General features: G+C 61.2%; 18 protein-coding genes and 1 pseudogene. 2 read left to right on the top strand and 17 right to left on the bottom strand.

Annotated elements, in window-relative coordinates; all coding sequences use genetic code 11:
* Positions 1–213 precede the first annotated feature (213 nt).
* From ACZIRK_RS25175 to ACZIRK_RS25220, 10 genes and pseudogenes are all read right to left on the bottom strand, one after another.
* A complete protein-coding gene (locus ACZIRK_RS25175; RefSeq protein WP_463328263.1) occupies positions 214–525 on the bottom strand; it encodes a hypothetical protein in 312 nt (103 codons plus the stop codon).
* A gap of 469 nt (positions 526–994) precedes the next feature.
* On the bottom strand, positions 995–1,444 hold the full coding sequence (locus ACZIRK_RS25180; protein ID WP_463328264.1) for a hypothetical protein: 450 nt from the start codon (positions 1,442–1,444) through the stop codon (positions 995–997).
* A 93-nt stretch (positions 1,445–1,537) separates the two neighbouring features.
* Positions 1,538–2,842: an efflux RND transporter permease subunit gene (locus ACZIRK_RS25185; protein ID WP_463328265.1), complete on the bottom strand. Its 1,305-nt coding sequence runs from the start codon at positions 2,840–2,842 to the stop codon at positions 1,538–1,540.
* A 49-nt stretch (positions 2,843–2,891) separates the two neighbouring features.
* A pseudogene (locus tag ACZIRK_RS25190) lies at positions 2,892–3,383 on the bottom strand (efflux RND transporter permease subunit); the annotation flags it as partial.
* On the bottom strand, positions 3,367–3,654 hold the full coding sequence (locus ACZIRK_RS25195) for a hypothetical protein (RefSeq protein ID WP_474418534.1): 288 nt from the start codon (positions 3,652–3,654) through the stop codon (positions 3,367–3,369). The gene ACZIRK_RS25195 and the pseudogene ACZIRK_RS25190, both read right to left, overlap by 17 nt.
* A gap of 154 nt (positions 3,655–3,808) precedes the next feature.
* On the bottom strand, positions 3,809–4,000 hold the full coding sequence (locus ACZIRK_RS25200) for a DUF3313 family protein (RefSeq protein ID WP_463328266.1): 192 nt from the start codon (positions 3,998–4,000) through the stop codon (positions 3,809–3,811).
* A 137-nt stretch (positions 4,001–4,137) separates the two neighbouring features.
* On the bottom strand, positions 4,138–5,094 hold the full coding sequence (locus ACZIRK_RS25205) for an MBL fold metallo-hydrolase (protein WP_463328267.1): 957 nt from the start codon (positions 5,092–5,094) through the stop codon (positions 4,138–4,140).
* An 80-nt stretch (positions 5,095–5,174) separates the two neighbouring features.
* Positions 5,175–6,380 (bottom strand): NAD(P)/FAD-dependent oxidoreductase, encoded by a 1,206-nt coding sequence (locus ACZIRK_RS25210; RefSeq protein ID WP_463328268.1) that lies wholly within the window; start codon positions 6,378–6,380, stop codon positions 5,175–5,177.
* A gap of 176 nt (positions 6,381–6,556) precedes the next feature.
* Positions 6,557–7,510, bottom strand: a complete 954-nt coding sequence (locus ACZIRK_RS25215) for a helix-turn-helix transcriptional regulator (protein ID WP_463328269.1) — start codon at positions 7,508–7,510, stop codon at positions 6,557–6,559.
* Between the two features lie 54 nt (positions 7,511–7,564).
* Positions 7,565–8,314: an SDR family oxidoreductase gene (locus ACZIRK_RS25220; protein WP_456642158.1), complete on the bottom strand. Its 750-nt coding sequence runs from the start codon at positions 8,312–8,314 to the stop codon at positions 7,565–7,567.
* Positions 8,315–8,448: 134 nt separating this feature from the next.
* Between ACZIRK_RS25220 and ACZIRK_RS25225 the strand changes: the two genes are divergently transcribed.
* Positions 8,449–10,026: a winged helix-turn-helix domain-containing tetratricopeptide repeat protein gene (locus ACZIRK_RS25225; protein ID WP_463328270.1), complete on the top strand. Its 1,578-nt coding sequence runs from the start codon at positions 8,449–8,451 to the stop codon at positions 10,024–10,026.
* Positions 10,027–10,381: 355 nt separating this feature from the next.
* On the opposite strand, the gene ACZIRK_RS25230 is transcribed toward ACZIRK_RS25225, so the two are convergent.
* From ACZIRK_RS25230 to argE, 4 genes are all read right to left on the bottom strand, one after another.
* Entirely contained in the window at positions 10,382–10,807 is a 426-nt protein-coding gene (locus tag ACZIRK_RS25230; RefSeq protein WP_130224095.1) for a GlcG/HbpS family heme-binding protein, read from the bottom strand.
* Positions 10,808–10,878: 71 nt separating this feature from the next.
* Entirely contained in the window at positions 10,879–11,502 is a 624-nt protein-coding gene (locus ACZIRK_RS25235; RefSeq protein WP_463328271.1) for a glutathione S-transferase family protein, read from the bottom strand.
* A complete protein-coding gene (locus ACZIRK_RS25240; RefSeq protein WP_463328272.1) occupies positions 11,495–12,487 on the bottom strand; it encodes an NAD(P)H-quinone oxidoreductase in 993 nt (330 codons plus the stop codon). Before ACZIRK_RS25240 ends, ACZIRK_RS25235 begins: the two co-directional genes overlap by 8 nt.
* A gap of 17 nt (positions 12,488–12,504) precedes the next feature.
* Entirely contained in the window at positions 12,505–13,680 is a 1,176-nt protein-coding gene (gene argE / locus ACZIRK_RS25245) for an acetylornithine deacetylase (RefSeq protein WP_463328273.1), read from the bottom strand.
* Positions 13,681–13,719: 39 nt separating this feature from the next.
* Between argE and ACZIRK_RS25250 the strand changes: the two genes are divergently transcribed.
* Positions 13,720–14,373, top strand: coding sequence for a DUF1028 domain-containing protein (locus tag ACZIRK_RS25250; protein ID WP_463328274.1), 654 nt, complete (start codon positions 13,720–13,722; stop codon positions 14,371–14,373).
* 11 nt (positions 14,374–14,384) lie between these two features.
* Here ACZIRK_RS25250 and ACZIRK_RS25255 read toward each other — a convergent pair whose 3' ends face one another.
* The 3 genes from ACZIRK_RS25255 to ACZIRK_RS25265 are packed head-to-tail and all read right to left on the bottom strand — an operon-like array spanning position 14,385 to position 17,183.
* Complete coding sequence (locus ACZIRK_RS25255; protein WP_463328275.1) at positions 14,385–15,533, bottom strand: ABC transporter ATP-binding protein; 1,149 nt, start codon at positions 15,531–15,533, stop codon at positions 14,385–14,387.
* The gene (locus ACZIRK_RS25260; protein WP_463328276.1) at positions 15,517–16,332 is read right to left on the bottom strand and encodes an ABC transporter permease; all 816 of its coding nucleotides are present in this window, start codon (positions 16,330–16,332) and stop codon (positions 15,517–15,519) included. The genes ACZIRK_RS25255 and ACZIRK_RS25260 overlap by 17 nt, the downstream gene beginning before the upstream one ends.
* On the bottom strand, positions 16,329–17,183 hold the full coding sequence (locus ACZIRK_RS25265) for an ABC transporter permease (protein WP_463328277.1): 855 nt from the start codon (positions 17,181–17,183) through the stop codon (positions 16,329–16,331). Before ACZIRK_RS25265 ends, ACZIRK_RS25260 begins: the two co-directional genes overlap by 4 nt.
* Positions 17,184–17,213: the final 30 nt, after the last annotated feature.

The following is a 17,213-nucleotide window of genomic DNA, read 5'->3' on the forward strand; positions in this document are numbered from 1 at the left end:
CCGTTTAGCCGCCTCGCGTCAGGGTGCCCCTAACAACAGGCTAAAAATCCAACCGCCCACCCCGCCGCTCCAACAACAACCGCCGAGAAGGCGAAAACTCTCCATTTTAAGGTTTTTCAGCAGACTGTTAGCCGCTTCGGCGCCAGTTCCGCAGGCGCAAAGCCAAACAGGGAAGTTACGCCTTGTCCCCATCCAGGCCTACCGGATCCGTTCTTAGCTACTGCCAGGCGATCGGCGCACGAACTTGTGGAACCGGCTCGGCCTACCTTCCCTGGTCACATCCTGGTAAAGGAACGCCAGTTCAGACGCATCGAACTTGCGGAAGAACTCGTCCCAACCAATCTCGTCAAGTGCCTCATCCTTCGGCGCGCAGTCGATGCGCAGGATTCCGGCAGCGCCGTGCTGTTCGGTGACCTTGACCGTTGCCGGATGGCCGCCGCGTTCTTCCACCCAATCGCGGATCAGTTCGTGATCGGTGGTGGTGTGCGCTTCGCTTTCCTTGTTCCTGGTATGGCTGGCGATCATTGGTGCCTCCTTTCCTCGTTCGACCTGACGAACATCCCAGACTTTCGCGTCAGGCTATTGGCGAAAACCTCCGGTTGCCAATTGGTTCTTCCGCGCCGATCGCGCTCGCTGCGACCGAGGAATAGAAACTCGGTCAACCACAAGCACGATCTTGCCCACGGAATGTCCCCGCTGCGCGATGCCATGATTGGACTGGACAACGCAGCGTGCGATGCGAAGTTCTTATGGCTCATGTCAGGTCGATCCGCGCTGATGCGGTCGCACTCACTTAACCTGGGTTATAGCCGCGCCGCCCTCGCGGAATTTTTTCCGCCGCGAACTGATCGTTCTTCGGCGCGCGGCGTTTGAACCGGCAGACAACCCTGTTTCCGCGCTTTCCCCTGGACAAAACTGCGAGGCGTCATGGCTAGCCCCACGATGTGCCGACGCTCACGACGCAGCAGGGCGTGCCTGTCGGACCTCAGGCGATTCATCGGGTATCTCGAAGAAGATCAATCGAGACTTGTGAAACCCACGCCCCCGGCGATTCCATCGCAAACGATTGGCGGTTTTCTTTTGTGCGAACGGCCAGCAATGCCGTGATCGTATCGCTCTCGATTTTCCACATCGATGAGACCATCAATGTTTTGGCCCGAAATCTTGCCTCCCTGACGGTACTGGCTTTCAAACCAGTTACCCGAAAGTTCTGAACCCTCTGATCAATATTGGCACTCAGCTCCATCTTGTAAGCATCGCTCGCGCAGCGCACATTCATCTTCACGGAGTGCCCCTCGTTTTTAACTGCGTAGTCCACCTTGCAGCGGACACGTTCCCGCGGTCCATCCTTGGGCTTCATCGACCCCACACCTGACCATGAGCCGGCCAGATTATCGAATCCCTGCTGCGCGGAAGCAGGCGTCATGGCTACGACTGCGGTCAAGAGTGGCCATCCCATAATCCACAAGATGAGTATCCCACGCCTAAACATGATCTTTATCATTCGTCGTTGCGTCGAGATCAGATCATCCGACCATCAAGCCATTTTCATTTTTGTTGCTTCGACGCGTTTCGTGATCCAGCGTTGCAGATCGTCCATGACCGTGAAAAAGGCAGGGACGTACACCAGACTGAGAACTGTTGAGCTAAATAGCCCTCCGATCACAGCAATTGCCATAGGTGCGCGCCGTTCTGCATCGGCCCCCATACCTAGTGCAATCGGCAGCATGCCAGCGCTCATCGCGATCGTTGTCATCACGATCGGCCGGGCTCGTTTGCGAGCTGCATCCAAGAGGGCCTGCGCACGATCCAGACCGCTGTCGCGCCGGGCGACGATCGCGTACTCGACCAGGAGGATCGAATTCTTCGCCGCGATTCCCATCAGCATCAGGATGCCGATCAGCACCGGCATCGATATCGACGTTCGTGTCAGAAGCAGTAGGCCGAGCGCGCCACCAATGGACAGAGGGAGAGCTGTCAGGATGGTGACAGGCTGAACGAAGCCGTTGAAAAGGAGGGCAAGAACGACGAAGAGCAGGACGATTGCCGAACTCACCGCAAGCTTGAAGCCATTAAACAACTCCTGCATGCGCTCGGAGTCCCCTGCCGGCCTGTAAACGCCCCCTGTTGGCAGTCCCCTGATCGACGGCAAGTTCGCTACCAAACGTTCGGCTTCCCCAACGGTGAGCCCGCTCAATTCCGCCTCTATCGTCTCGCTTCGCGTGCGATCCGTCCGCTCGATCTGGACCGGGCCCGAACCGAAGATGATGTCGGCAACCGACGATAACGGCACCGACTTCTCAAAGGCCGGCACCTGAAGAAGCGACAGGCGAGAAAGATCGGTGCGCGCATTTTCGTTCAACAACACACGGACGGGTATCTGTCTGGCGCCCAGACTGAACGTGGAGAGGTTCTGTTCGATATCGCCTACGGTGGCGATGTTCACGGTTCTCGCGAGTGTCGCCGTGGAGACCCCAAGAACCGCCGCCTTATCCCCTTTGGGCACGATCTGCAGCTCGGGTCTCGCGACGCTGCTTGTCACCCTCGCGCGATGAAATCCGGGCGTAGCACGCATGTCCTGGGCCAATTGCCTCGCCGCGTCTGCCAGCGCTACGGGATCGTCGCTCAACAACGATAGCTGGATCCTCGCGCCGGACGATCCATCCTCCCCGAGACGTATCCGAACGCCGGGAACCGTCAACAGGTGTCGGCCAATCGAGGCCTCGAACGCTTGCTGCGAAAGAACTCTGTTCGCCCTTGGGATCAGGTTGACCGTGATCGTCGCTCTTCTTACCTCGCCGACCGATGTCGAGAGGTCGCCCGGTCCGGATAGCGTCGACATCCGTTCCGAGCGCCGAGTAGACGGACGCCACTTCCGGCTGCGCTCTTAGAAGGGACACGACCTTCTGTGTCGCAGAGTCGGTTTCCTGCAACGTCGCACCCGGCGCCAGTTCAACAGTAAGTATCGTGCGGCCTCGGTCGGACGCCGGCATGAAGTCGGTGGGAAGAGATGGAACGAGCGACAGCGAGGCTATGAAGAATACCACGCCCGCGAAGATCGTGATCCATCGATGGCGTAGGGTCCAATCCAACATTCGGGTGTAGTGCCGCACCCACGCCGGCTCACGGTGCTCCTTGCCGGTTGCCTTTAGTAGGAATGCCGCCATCAACGGCGTGAGAAGACGTGCGACGATCAGGGAAAAGAACACCGAACTGCAGACGGCTACCGAGAAGGCCTTGAAGAATTGGCCCGGAATGCCCGGCATCAGTCCAACGGGCGCGAAAACCACGATGATCGCGAATGTCGTCGACGACAGCCAGACCAATTTCGTCGGCAGCATCGATGGCGGCATCGTAGGCGCTTTTTCATCGCACGGCACCATTTCTAACGGTCGCGGTTTTGACGTTCACTACGTCGCCGTCGTTCAGAAAGCCGGCGCCCTGGGTCACGATGCGATCGCCGGCATCCACTCCCCGTACGACTTCAACGTTGTCGACTGCCCCTGAGCCGATCCTCACTTCGGTGACGGCCAAACCGCCGACTTCCGAGCTGATTGGTATCTCGCGCCTGGCAACGACGTTTCCCGTGGCGGCAATGCCGCGATGGTAGCGATCCTCATGCGCCTGCGTTCGGTAATAGCTATCATTCTGCACCCTGCGCTCTTTTGTAAGCCGGACTCCCGCTTCGGCGACGGCTGGCAGATACTCCGTTAGAACGAGAGCTTTGCTCGCGTAGAACAATTCGTGTCGGATTGTCTCGGCGGATGCAGATTTATGTCGAGATGTTGCTGGATTGGTCGCAACGCCATCAGGTGCCCGTATCCACAAAACTTGCCCCTATCGAGGTTGCGACCGAAATGCCCGCTGCAATCTCGTCTGTTTCTGTTGCACGGGTAACGGCAGCGCGCACCGTGAGGTCCGCTGGGACGTCCGGCGTGACAACTTTGAAGCGATCGCTGAGGCTCACGCACAAGGCGCGGTTCACAGCGTTCCGCCCCACTCCGACTGAACTATCGGCCCGTGATCGGAACGGGAAGTAAATTGGGTCGCGGACCGCAATCAGCAGCGCGCAAACTAGGGCGTGAACTCTTTACGTTATGAGCACGCGCCCTAGTTCGGATTTAAGCCAACAAGCGGTCAGTAGTCCCAGAAAACCGGTACCCAACGAAACGCGTCGCCGTCCACCGCGACCCGACCGACAGACGGGAATGGCAGGTGAGTGGCCACCAGCATCTCGCCGGTCGCAGCCAGCTCCCGCAAAAGACGGACCCGAACGCGCGCCGCCTCCTCGGGGTCGTGTTCGAAGCCGTTGTGCCAGTCGGGCTGGTCGAACCCGACCGCGAACACGGCGTCGCCGGCGAACGTCAGGGCGTCGCCGCCGGACGCCAGGCGGACCACGCTGTGCCCGGGGGTGTGGCCGCCGGTGCGGCGGACGACCACGCCCGGAGCCACCTCGTGCTCCTCATCGAACTGAAGCAGATGGTTGTGGTACTGGTTGACGAATCGCTTGGCCGCCGACCGAAGCGCGTCCGGGAACCCCGGCGGCATGGCGGTGTGGGAGAAATCGGGTGACTCCCAGAATTTGACCTCGGCGGCCGCCACGTGAATCTGCAGGTCCGGACGCAGCCTCTCCTTCACGCCCTCGACGAGCAGCCCGCCAACGTGATCCATATGCATGTGGGTCAGCACCACGTCGGTCACGGACGCGAGATCGATGCCGGCGGCGTCCAGTCGCTTGACCAACTGCCCGGCCCGCGGCAAGTGCAAGTCCGGGTCGCCCCCTAGTCCAGCATCGATGAGGATGGTTCGACCGCCGCTACGCACCACGACCGCATTCAGCGCCCAGTCGAAAGCGTCCGGCGGCAGGAACATGTTGTTCAGCCAGGCCGCCCGGATGGCCGGGTCGGCGTTGTGTCCTAACATTTTGGTGGGCAGCGGTAGTACCCCATCGCTGACCACCAGCACGTCAATCTCGCCGACCTTCAGCGCGTAGCGCGACGGAACCAATTCGTCGGGCTTCGATCTAACGGGGTGTGCGGTGATATCTAGGCTCATGTGTGTCTCCTGCTGAGTGTTGTGGATCATCTGATTCATCTCCTGCGTTCGATCTTGGTGCTCGATCCTGGGCGGGCCACGCTTCCCGCGCGGGAAGCGCTTCAATGCTGGTTGGGTGTTCAGAGATCGGTGACACGCTCGGGGTCAGCCGACGCCAGAGCAGCGGCGCGCTCGGCGCGCGGCGGATAGATCCAGACGGTGTTGATCTCCCGCTTGGTCTTCTTTGCCTCGTCGCCAACCATCTCGACCTTGCGGTCCCAGCCGCGCGTGAAGAGCGCGCCGGCTTCTCCGAGGTCGAGACAGGTGACGTATGCCTTCTGGTGGTACGGCATAGTCGGAACTCCCAAGAGTTCAGCGGCGGCATTGTTGCCCGCAAAGGCGCCCATCCGCGTAGCGTGCTGGCACGACATCAGCGCATAGTTGCCGACATCGTCGCACGCTGCGCGAGCGGCATCGCCGGTGGCGAAGACACCGGGCACCGACAGCACGCGCAGATCGCGGTCGACCAGCAGCCGGCCGAAATTGTCGCGCTCGGCGGGGATCTGCGTGGTCAATGGAGCCGCACGCATGCCGGCAGCCCAGATCACGGTCCCGCATTCGATGCGTTCGCCGTTCGAAAGCGTGACCCCGGATTTGTCCAACTCGGCGACGCCGACGCCGAACCGACCCTCCACGCCGAGTTTGCGCAATGCCTCCTCTATGAGCGGCCGAGGGCCTTCGCCCATGTCGGGAGCGATTGCGCTGTTCCTATCGACGATGATGACGCGCGGCCTGGCATCTTTGCCGAGAATCGCGCGAAGCCGCGCAGGCATCTCCGTTGCCGCCTCAATGCCGGTGAACCCGCCGCCGGCCACGACGACAGTGTCGCGCCCGTTCTTTGCCGGCCGATCGGCCAGACTGTGCAGATGCCGGTCGAGGGCCATCGCATCGTCGAGTTGGTCGACGCTGAAGCCGTGTTCGGCAAGGCCCGGAATATTCGGACGGAACAGCCGGCTGCCGGTGGCGACGACCAGCCGATCATAAGAGAGGTTCTTCTTCGCACCTTTTGCGGTGGCGATTTCCACCGTGCGAGACTTGGTGTCGACCGTCTCTGCGCTGCCTTGCACGTAAACGACATCGATGGCTTCGAGGACCTCCAGCAGAGGCGCGGTCAGCGTCTCTGGCTTCGGCTCGTAAAGTCGCGGGCGAATGACCAGCCTCGGGTCCGGCGCGATCAGCGCGATCTCGAGTTCTTCAGGTGAAGCGCCCCTGATGTCGCGCAGCCGGGCAGCGGAAAGCGCTGCGTACATGCCGGCGAAGCCGGCGCCTATGATGACAAGTCGCATGTGACCTACTCCTGTGGTTTGAGTTTTTCCGACGCAAGAAACCAGAGACGCTGGGACGCGATGAACGAGAGCAACTCAGCGTTGACGAGGTCGGCATGGGTCGTGCACATGCCGATTTACCGAAGGAGGTGTGCAGCCGCCCCCGAGCGATTGAGGTAATTGCAGAGGAATTGCTGCTAACGCGCGCGCCGTCTCCAATTGCTCGGAGTTTCGCCGGTCAAACGCCTGAACGCCGCCGCGAAGGCTGTTTGAGAGGCGTAGCCAAGTGCCGCTGCGACCGAGACGATCGACGCGTCGGTGTCGCGAAGCATGTTCATTGCCTGCTCGAGCCGGTGTTGGCGCAGCCAGGCGTGAGGTGAAAGTCCGGTGCTTTCCTTGAAGGCACGGCAGAAGTGAAAGCGCGACAGGCCGGCATCTGCAGCCAGTGCAGCCAGTGAGACGTCGGCATCGCTGTCCGAGCGCAAGCGTTCGATGGCACGGAGCAGGACCTTCGGCGAAAGCCCACCCAAGGTTGGCCGGAACGTGTTTGGCGAGCCGGTGTGCGCGACCAGGATGCGCGTGGCCAGGAGGTCTGTCAGTTGATGCCTGAACAACCTATCCAGAGCCCCATTGCCCTCCAGGACGTCGGCCGCGCTCAAGAGCAATCGGGATGTAATCGGGTCGGGATGCGCCGTTCGCTCCAGAAGATCGACCGATGTGGCAGTATCGGCTTCGCGTGCAACGCGATCGAGCGTTGTGTGCGGAAGATAGAGCTGAACGACATCGACAGGTTTCGGAATATCCCACCGGGAGCTTGATCCGGCCGGAATGATTATCACAACCCCAGGACGAAACGTTCCAATCGTAGCCGATCTTCCTGACCGCCGCCCCATGCGTTGAATCGAGCCGTTGTAAGCCATGATGACGTGATCGGTCATGGGCTGGACGACGTCGTGCAGTGGTTCGTGTTTCCAGTGGGCGATCCCGCCACCGGAGGGGTCCAACGCCATACGGAGCGGAGCCGTGTTGAGAACACGCGCCATTTCCGCATCGGCAGAATGCCGGTCGGCGGTGGGCTGGGTGCCCTGGCGCGCCTCAGATTCGACCGGCGGATCCTCCTGCGAGGGATCGCGCAAGATAGGCTTGCTCATGATTTCATGCTCGCATGATGTAGGCACGTGAAGAGCGTTCGTCGCTCGTTCTTCTCACTGGCTAAGCCTTCTCAACCAGTCCTCGAAACGCACCGAGCCGAGCCAGGGGTTGTTGCCCGGCATAAGAGACCGATCGTTTAGTTCCGCGCCGAAATAGCGGGCGTGGATGTCGGCGACGACCTTGCGGCGGTCCTTCGTCGCCGTCAGGTAACGCCGGCCGAATTCATCGAGGCTGAATCGCTCCGGACCGGCCAGTTCGACTATGCCGTTAATTGGAGCTGCGAGCGTGACGTCGGCCAGCGCATCGGCAACGTCGTCCGATGCCACGGGCTGAAACAAAGCGGGCGACAGCCTGACGATTTGTCCATCCGTGGAGGAATCGACGACCGCGCCCACCAACTCGAAGAACTGCGTCGCGCGCAGGATCGTGTAGGGAATTTTCGAAGCTCTGATCAGATTTTCTTGCGCTAGCTTGGCACGGAAGTAACCGCATTCCGGAAGCCGGTCTGCCCCGACAATGGACAGCCCGACATGGAGACGCACGCCGGCGGCAGCCTCAGCCGCGAGCAAATTGCGACCCGAAGTTTCGAAGAAACTCAGAACCGCGTCGTCCTCGAACGAGGGAGAGTTCGCGACGTCGACGACAATTTCAGCGCCGGAAAGTGCATTATCGAGGCCCTCGCTCGTTATCGTGTTGACGCCCCTGCCGAGAGCTGCTGGAATCACTTCGTGGCCCTTCCGACGCAGCTTGCTCGCAAGCTTCGTTCCGATGAGGCCGGTGCCGCCAACAACAACAATCTTCATGACGCTCCTCGATTTGGTGGCCACCAATGGCCCTGCTCCTGATGAGAATGCGCCCCTACGGCCGGAAAGGCCTTGTAGGCGTCTTGAATTGCGGTTGAATTTTGCTTGGCTTCTTGTCCAAGGGGAGCGCGGAAGTGCTGTTCTCGTTTGAAGACTATTGCCTGGACCCCGACCGGCGCGAACTCAAGCGAGGCTCCGAGCTCATAGCCATTGGACCGAAGGTGTTCGATCTGCTGCTCTTTCTGGTCCAGAACCGGGATCAGGTCGTAACAAGAGACGATCTGCTGCAGGCCGTGTGGGAAGGACGGATCGTCTCCGAGTCGACGCTGACGAGCCACATCAATGCGGTGCGCAAGGCGATCGGCGACACCGGCAAGGAGCAGCGCCTGATCCGGACGGTTGCACGCAGGGGCATCCGCTTCGTCGGCAAGATTGCCGAAGAAAAATTGCCCGCGAACGCTTTGGTCATGGACTCAAGTAACGCAGGCGAAAGGCTCGGACCCATTCTGACCCTGCCGGATTCCCCATCGATCGCGGTCCTGCCATTTCGGAACCTCAGTGGCGACGTCGAGCAGGACTATTTTGCCGATGGCATCGTCGAGGACATCATCACCGCCTTGTCGCGCATTCGCTGGCTGTTCGTGATCGCCCGTAACTCGAGCTTCACCTACAAAGACAAGACGGTAGACGAGAAGCAGGTGGGACGCGAGCTTGGCGTGCGTTACGTCGTCGAAGGCAGCGTGCGCCAGTCCGAAAACCGGATTCGTATCACGGGCCAGCTCGTGGATGCGGCGACAGGCACCCATCTTTGGGCCGAGAGATTCGAAGGGACGCTTGACGACATCTTTGAACTTCAGGATCAGATCGCAACCAGCATCGTCGGAGCGATCGCCTCGCAGCTCGAGCGGGCGGAGATCGATCGTGCGAGGCGGAAGCCGACCGGCAGCCTCAGTGCCTACGACAACTATTTGCGTGCCATGCCTCATTTGCATCGGGGCACGCGGGAGGCAATGAACGAGGCGCTGCCGCTGTTCTACAAGGCCATGCAGCTCGATCCGGAGTTTGCCTCTGCCCACGCAATGGCGGCCTGGTGTCATTTCTGGCGAAAGGTAAATGGCTGGATGACCGACCGGGCACAGGAAATCGCGGAAGGCGTTCGACTGGCCCGCCTTGCGGTGGAATTGGGCAAGGACGACGCTGTCGCGCTCACCAGGGGCGGACATGCCCTTGCCCATCTCGCTGGCGACGTGGAGGGCGCGATCACGCTGGTCGACAAGGCGCTGGTGCTCAATCCGAACCTAGCGTCGGCCTGGTTCCTGGGAGGCTTTCTCAGAGCGGAGCGCGGTGACCCCGATGCTGCAATCGAGTTCTTTACGCGCGCGATGCGTTTCAGCCCGCTGGATCCGGAGATGTTCCGCATGCAGGCAGGCATGGCCCTATCTCATTTATTTGCAGGGCGGTTTGACATGGCCGCATCCTGGGCCGAACAATCCTTCAGGCAATTGCCCAGCTTTTTGATGGCCGCGGCCATCATCGCTGCAAGTCACGCGCTCGCTGGTCGGACCGAGCAGGCGCACATCGCGGTCGAACATTTGCGGAAGCTGGATCCCACGTTTCGTGCCACCCGCCTCACAGACTGGCTTCCGATCCGGCGGCCGGAGCATCTCGTCCAGTTCGAAACCGGCCTGCGGCTGGCAGGCCTGCCGGCGTGACCTCCGTTCGGGCTCTAGCAGGATTCGTCATTCGCTATAGAGCAAAAACAGCTTGAACAGGTCACTTCCGCTTCTCCTGCAATGGCGGAAACCCTTCAACGCTCATCCACGACCTTTGTGACGAATGTCCACGGGTCGCACCAGTTTGGTACAAGAAACAACGACGCCAAAACGCAACGAGCGCGAATGAAAACGGACCATAATCAGCGAATATGGTCGATATCCCGTCGCTGCCTTTGCCGATCAGCGCAGCAACAGGATCAAGGCGTCCGGCCTGACCGTATCGAAAACATTCAGGTGACTAGGTTTTGTTATTACCTTGAGCGAGGCAGAACCTGGTTCGCCTCGCACGGTTTCATGGCTTTTGATCCTCCGCTCCGATCGCCGCCAATGCGGCGCGGGCTACTTCGACGTCTTGTGCACCGGTGCCAGACCCCACGCCGACCGCACCGACACATTGGCCTCCTATAATGATTGGCAGTCCACCTTCGAGGTTGGTGAGTCGGCCCCCACCTGCAATGGCAAGCTTGATCTCATTGGCCGGATCGAGTCGCGACGTCGGTTGACGATGCGAAGCCGCGGTGATGGCCTTGGACATCGAGGTCTCCCGGGACAGCAGTTTGGCGCCATCCATCCGGACAAATGCCAGCAGGTTGCCGCCGTCATCGACGATCGAAATGTTCTGCGGTGCGTTAAGCTCTTCCGCTTTGGCTATGGCACCAGCCAACGCCTTGAGCGCGCCGTCATGTGTCAATTTGAGAGAGGGTTTGGTCATCGCCATTTTCGATAGCTCCGGTATCATGCCTTGTACGGCTCGATGAAGCATGCGGAGGCATGCTCCAGACGAATGTCTCAATCATCCATCCGCTGGAAACGTGTCTCGCAAAGACGGACGCAGCGACATGGTTTCGAACCAAACGGCCAGCGCCGGCCGCGTTGTGCGCCAGTCGAATGACGCGAACCGAAATCCAGATAGCCAAGCGCGCAGGCGATGGTGAGGCTACCGATGCTGATGCGTGCGCCGAATTCAGCGACCGTGTTTTCCATCTGGTCGAGTGCTGCGGCGATCTTGGTCATCTGGCCGTCTATCCAGTCGGCCGATCGATGCTCATCACTTCTGCAGGTGTTCTCGTAGCGGGTCAGCAGAGCGGCATCGAGGAGGCCGTCACCGAGGGCCTGTTCGGTGAGGACCTGCCAACGTTGCGGCCCGCGCGGAAACAACGAGCCATTTCCGAGGTCATCGAGATACTCGCAGATCACCCGGCTGTCGAATAGCAGCGTTCCGTCCGCCAGTTTTGCGGCCGGGACCTTGGCGAGTGGGTTGAAAGTGGCGATCCTCTCATCGCGCTTCAACGGATGCGCGGCGCTTGGCAACCGTACGATGCGATCAGCAATGCCGAGTTCGATCGCGCAGGCCATGACCTTGCGGACATAGGGCGATGTCGGCGCATAAAACAGTTCGATGACATCACTCATGAGCGTCTCCCGTCGGCAGCAGCAACACCTTGCCGATGTTCTCGTTGGCTTCCAGAATGCGATGGGCTTGTGCGGCCTCACTGAGCGGCAATTGCCGCCAGATCAGCGGCCTCACCAAGCCAGACGCGACCAGCGGCAGCACCTCGGCCCGAAGCACGGCGGCGATCGCCGTCTTCTCCTCGTCCGACTTCGGTCGCAGCGTCGACGATGTCAGATACAACCCCTTCCGCATCACCAGCCCAAGATCAATCGGAACAACGCCACCCTGCATGAAGGACAGGCTGACATGGCGTCCGCCCGGCGCCAGCACGTCGAGATTACGTGCAACGTAAGAACCGCCCGCGATATCGAGCACGACATCGACGCCGCGCTCGCCGGTGACACCGCGCGCTGCGGCAACGAAATCGTCGGTGCGATAATTGATCGCGGTGGCGCCCAGCGCTTCGACTGCCTTCTTCTTGGCGTCGCTGCCGACCGTCGCGATGGCCGTAGCGCCGCGAGCGATGGCCATGCGTATCGCAATCGTACCGACGCCGCTGGCGCCGCCATGCACCAGTAGGGCCTCCCCCTTCGACAGCCGGCCGCGCTCGAACAGATTGTGCCAGACGGTGAAGAGCGCCTCGGGCAGGGCTGCCGCCTCTTCCATCGTCAGGCCCTCGGGCACAGCCAGACAATGCGATGCCTTGGCAAGGCAATAGCGCGCATAACCGCCGCCCTTGACCAGTGCCATAACCGCCTGACCGCGCAAGCCGGCGTCGCCATCGACAACGCGCCCTGCAACTTCGAGGCCGAGCACATCGGTAACACCTGCCGGCAACGGGACGGCGCCGCTCCGCTGCATCAGATCGGGACGATTGACGCCGGCTGCGGCAACCTCGATCAGGATTTCGCCGGGACCGGGCACGGGCACGGGTCGCGCGACCTGCATCAGCACGTCGGGACCACCCGCCTGCGTTGCGATGATGGCCTGCATGGTGGACGTCATTGTCAAAACTCCGTTGTTCATTCCCGCATCCAGTCTGCACGCGGCCGGCCTAGCAGAACGGCCAGCCTGTCGATCATCGCGCCCGCCGCTGCGAGTTCATCAAAACCGATCCATTCGTCGGCCTTGTGCCCGCGCGCCATATCGCCGGGTCCGCAAACCAGCGTCGGGATGCCCGCTTCCGCGTAGAGGCCAGCCTCGGTGCCGAATGCCACTGTCGTTGCGGGACACGTATCGCTTGCAAGTCGCGCAACCAGACGTGCCGCAGGCGCATCGGCGCTGGTATCCAGGCCGGGATAGGCCGACAGTTCTTCGGAGATAATGTCGGCCTCTGGCGCGCTGTCACGAAGTCGGTCACGCTCGCGCGCAACCAACTCATCGATCCGTGCAAGGATTTCGCCAGTGTCACGGCCCGGCATGGTGCGGATCTCATATTCCAGCGTGGCGCGTTCCGGCACGAGATTGACCATGCTGCCGCCATGCAGCGATCCAACATGAATGGTGGTGAATGGCGGGTCGAAGGCCGCATCGCCGCCGCGTGCGATCTCCTGATCGGCGAAACCGCGCAACGCATGAGCGATCGCCACCGCGGAATCGACGGCATTGGCCGCGCGATGCGGCATCGCCGAGTGGCCGGTGCGCCCGATCACCGTCAAGCGACGCGCCACCTTGCCCTTGTGCGCGCGAACGACGCGCATCGCGGTCGGCTCTCCGACGATGGCGAGCGCCGGCGGCGCGACGGACTGCATCAGCGCACGCACCAGATCCGGCGCGCCACGGCATCCGACTTCCTCGTCATAGGAAAACGCCAGATGCACCGGAACGGCCTGAGCCGCCGCCTTGAGACTCGGCACGGCGGAGAGAACGACAGCCAGAAAGCCCTTCATGTCAGTCGCGCCGCGACCATAGACGCGCTGATCACGGATGACCCCGGCAAATGGCGGCACGGTCCAGGCCTGCCCCTCCACCGGCACAACGTCCGTATGTGCCGACAGAACGACACCGGCTCGGTCCGCCGGACCAATGGTCGCGAGCAGCGATGCCTTGCGTCCGTCAGGCGACGGCACGCGACACGCCGGCACGTCCGATGACGTAAGTATCCGCTCGATATAATTGATGATATCGAGATTGGAATTCGAGCTTATACTTTCAATACTGATTAGCTCGCAAAGTATTTGAGCTATCTTTTCGATCATCTATACTACCATTACTTTTACGAATACGGGAGTATCACGATGACCTATTCTATCTCGGCGCGTTGTCCGGAGACCGGCGCATTCGGCATCGCCATCACGTCGTCCAGTATCGCGGTGCCGGCGCGCTGCGCGTGGGTCGGGCCTCTGGGCCTCGTGGTGTCGCAGAATGTGACCGACCCGGCGCTCGGCCCGACCGGTCTTGCGCTGCTGCGTCAGGGCCTCGGTGCCGCTGCCGTTCTCAATAGCCTCACACTCGGCACACCGCAGCCAGCATGGCGACAGGTCGGCGTGATCGATCGTTACGGTCAGGTGGCCTGGCATTCCGGCGCTCAGGCATTGGCCACGGCGGCAGTTGCCGAAGGCGCTGGCTGCCTCGCGCTCGGCAATCTGCTCGCCGACGACAAGGTGCCCAGCACAATGATTGCGCGGTTCGAGGCGACCGCTGGCCAGCCACTGGCGGAGCGGTTGATGTCGGCGCTGGAAGCCGGCCTCGACGCCGGCGGTGAGACTGACGACGAGCATGCGGCGGGTCTGCATGTCGCTCACATCTTCGACTGGCCGGTCGTCGACCTGCGTATCGACTGGCACGACGCGCCGATCGGCGAGTTGCGCGCGTTGTGGGAGCGCTATCGGCCGCAGCAAAAAGACTATGTCGCACGCGCGAAGAATCCGGGCGCGGCGCCGTCGTTCTAGACGCAGACGCCTCACGGCGCCTCGCCCGGCGGAAACGCCACGATGTCGGCGGAGCCGATCGACAATCCGACCTCGGCTCCGACCGGACAGGACGACAGCGCCGCAATACCCGGCGACCGCAGCAAAATATGATCGCGCGCGCTACCTGGCGCGTCGATATAGAGATCGACATGGCCGCCCTGGAACACCTGCGTCGTCACAGTGCCAGGCAGCGATCCCGATGCCCCTCGCGACGTCACGGAAAGATGTTCCGGCCGTACGAAGACATCTACGGAACCGCCAATCGATACTTCCGCAAGTGATGCTGCAGGAACGCTCGCGCGCACATCACCAATCGAGACCACCGCGGCATCGCCGTTCCGCTCGACGAGCCGACCGTTGAGTACGTTGGCATCACCCACGAAGGACGCGACGAAGCGATCGGCGGGACGACGATAGATATCGTCAGGCGCGGCGATCTGGCGGATGCGTCCGGCCGACATCACCGCGATGCGATCCGACATCGACAGGGCCTCGCCCTGGTCATGGGTAACAAAGATCGTGGTGACGCCGAGCTCACGCTGAATCTGCTTGAGCTCGACCTGCATGGAACCACGCAGATTCTTGTCGAGCGCCGAGAACGGCTCATCCAGCAGCAACACCTTCGGCCTGATCACGAGCGCACGCGCGAGCGCAACGCGCTGCTGCTGACCACCCGACAATTGCCGGGGCTTGCGGTCTGAGAAACCGGAGAGCTTGACCAGCGCCAGCGCTTCGTCGACACGGCGCGCCATCTCCTTCTTGTCGACGCCGCGGGTCTTCAGTCCATAAGCGACGTTCTTCGCGACGCTCATATGCGGAAACAGCGCATAATTCTGAAACACGATGCCGATCTCGCGCATGTGCGCCGGCGTTTCGGTGACCAGGGCGTCTTCAATAAAGATCTCGCCGCTGTCCGCTTCGAGGAAGCCCGCAACAAGATTGAGCAGCGTGGTCTTTCCGCAACCCGACGGTCCCAGCAAGGTCATGAACTCGCTCGACCCGATCTTCAGCCAGGCCTCATGCAACGCGATGGAATCGCCGAAGCGCTTGGTGACGCCGTCGAGCTGCACGGCCGGACGGATTTTTTCGTTTGCGGCGACTGACGTATTGGCAGCCATCTGATTAGTGCGCATCAACATTCAGGATTTTTCCGAGGCCCAGGAAGGAATTGGCGATCGTGAGCAAGGTCGCGGTCACGGCGATGTAGATGACCGACAGGGCGGCCAGTGTGGGATCCGCGAATTCGCGGACGTAATTGTACATGGCGACCGGCAGCGTCTGCGTGGCCTGGCTGCTGACGAACAGAGTCGCCGTGAATTCGTTGAACGATAGAATTGCTGCGAATAGCCAGCCGCTGAGCAAGCCCGGAATCAAAAGCGGGATCGTCACGGTGAACAGGATCCGCAGCGGCGTGGCGCCAAGGCTGGACGCCGCCAGTTCGAGCCGGATGTCGAGATTCTGCAGCGAGATGTAAGTGCTGCGCATCACGAACGGCAGCACCATGACCACATGGGCGAAGATGACGAGTGGAAAGCCGCGCCCGAGATTGGTCTGCGAGGCGAGGATGAGAACGCCGAGGCCGATTGTGTAGTGCGGGATGATCAGCGGCGACAGCAAAATGCCTTCGAGAAGATTCCTGAGTCTGAATTTGTAGCGGTGAATGGCGAAGGCGAAGGCCGAGCCGACCACCAGCGCGATGCTCGACGCCCACACCGTCACCGTCAAGCCATTCCAGAAGCCCTTAGCGAAATCGGGATAAGAGAACGCGCGCCAGAACCAACGCAGCGACCATGATTGCGGGGGAAACAACAAGATCGCACGGTCGTTGAAGGCCGAAATCGCCACTACGATGCCTGGCAGCAGCACGAACAGGAGAATGGCGGCGATGAGCATGCGTCCCGACCATCGAAGCAGCAGGGTGCCGGGAGAGCGCTTCATGTCGTGCCTGCCATACGTTCGAGTGGGCTCGCGGCCTTCTTCAGCAAGGCGATCACGGCCAGCGATAATGCGAGGCCAATGATGGAGAGACTGGCAGCAAAGGGAAAATTGAAGGACGAGAAGCCGAGCTGATAGATCAGCGTCGACACCGTACTGACACGCCCGCCGCCGATCAGTTGCGGAGTCGCGAAAGCACTGAACGTCCACGCGAAGGCCGTGGAGAAACCAGCGACAATTCCGGGCATCGACAGCGGCAGGGTAATGGTGAGGAAAACGCGGACCGGACCGGCGCCGAGACTTTCGGCGGCCTTCTCGTAGTTGCGGTCGATGTGCGAGAGCGCTGCGGCCAGCATGATCACCATGATCGGCATGGTCACATGCACCAGCGCAGCGACCACTCCGCCAGCGGTGAACATCATCTGCACCGGACGATCCAGCAGACCAAGGTTGAGCAGCAGCGTATTCAGAAAGCCCTTGTTACCGAGCACGATCATCCACGAATAGGTCCGCACCACCTCGCCGAGAAACAGCGGCGTGACCGACACGACCAGAATGAAGGAGCGCAGCGCCGGACTATTGGTGCGCACCAGCGCATAAGCCAACGGATAGGCCAGGATCAGCGTGAACACCGCAGTCTCGAAACACAACAACACTGTATTCCAGAATGCCAAAGCATAGAGCGGCCGCAGCATGGCCGCGAAATTCTGCAACGTGAACCCACCGACTTCGAGCGAGCCGGGAATATAGGCCCGGACGCTATACTGAAAGACGGCCAGCATCGCCGCGATCAGGCCCACGGCGACGAGGCCGGCCGGCGAAACGAACCAACCCAGAAACGGACGTGTGTTCATGGACAAACTCGACGTGGGCAAACTCAAAGC

The sequence above is a fragment of the Bradyrhizobium sp. Leo114 genome (genome assembly GCF_055229415.2).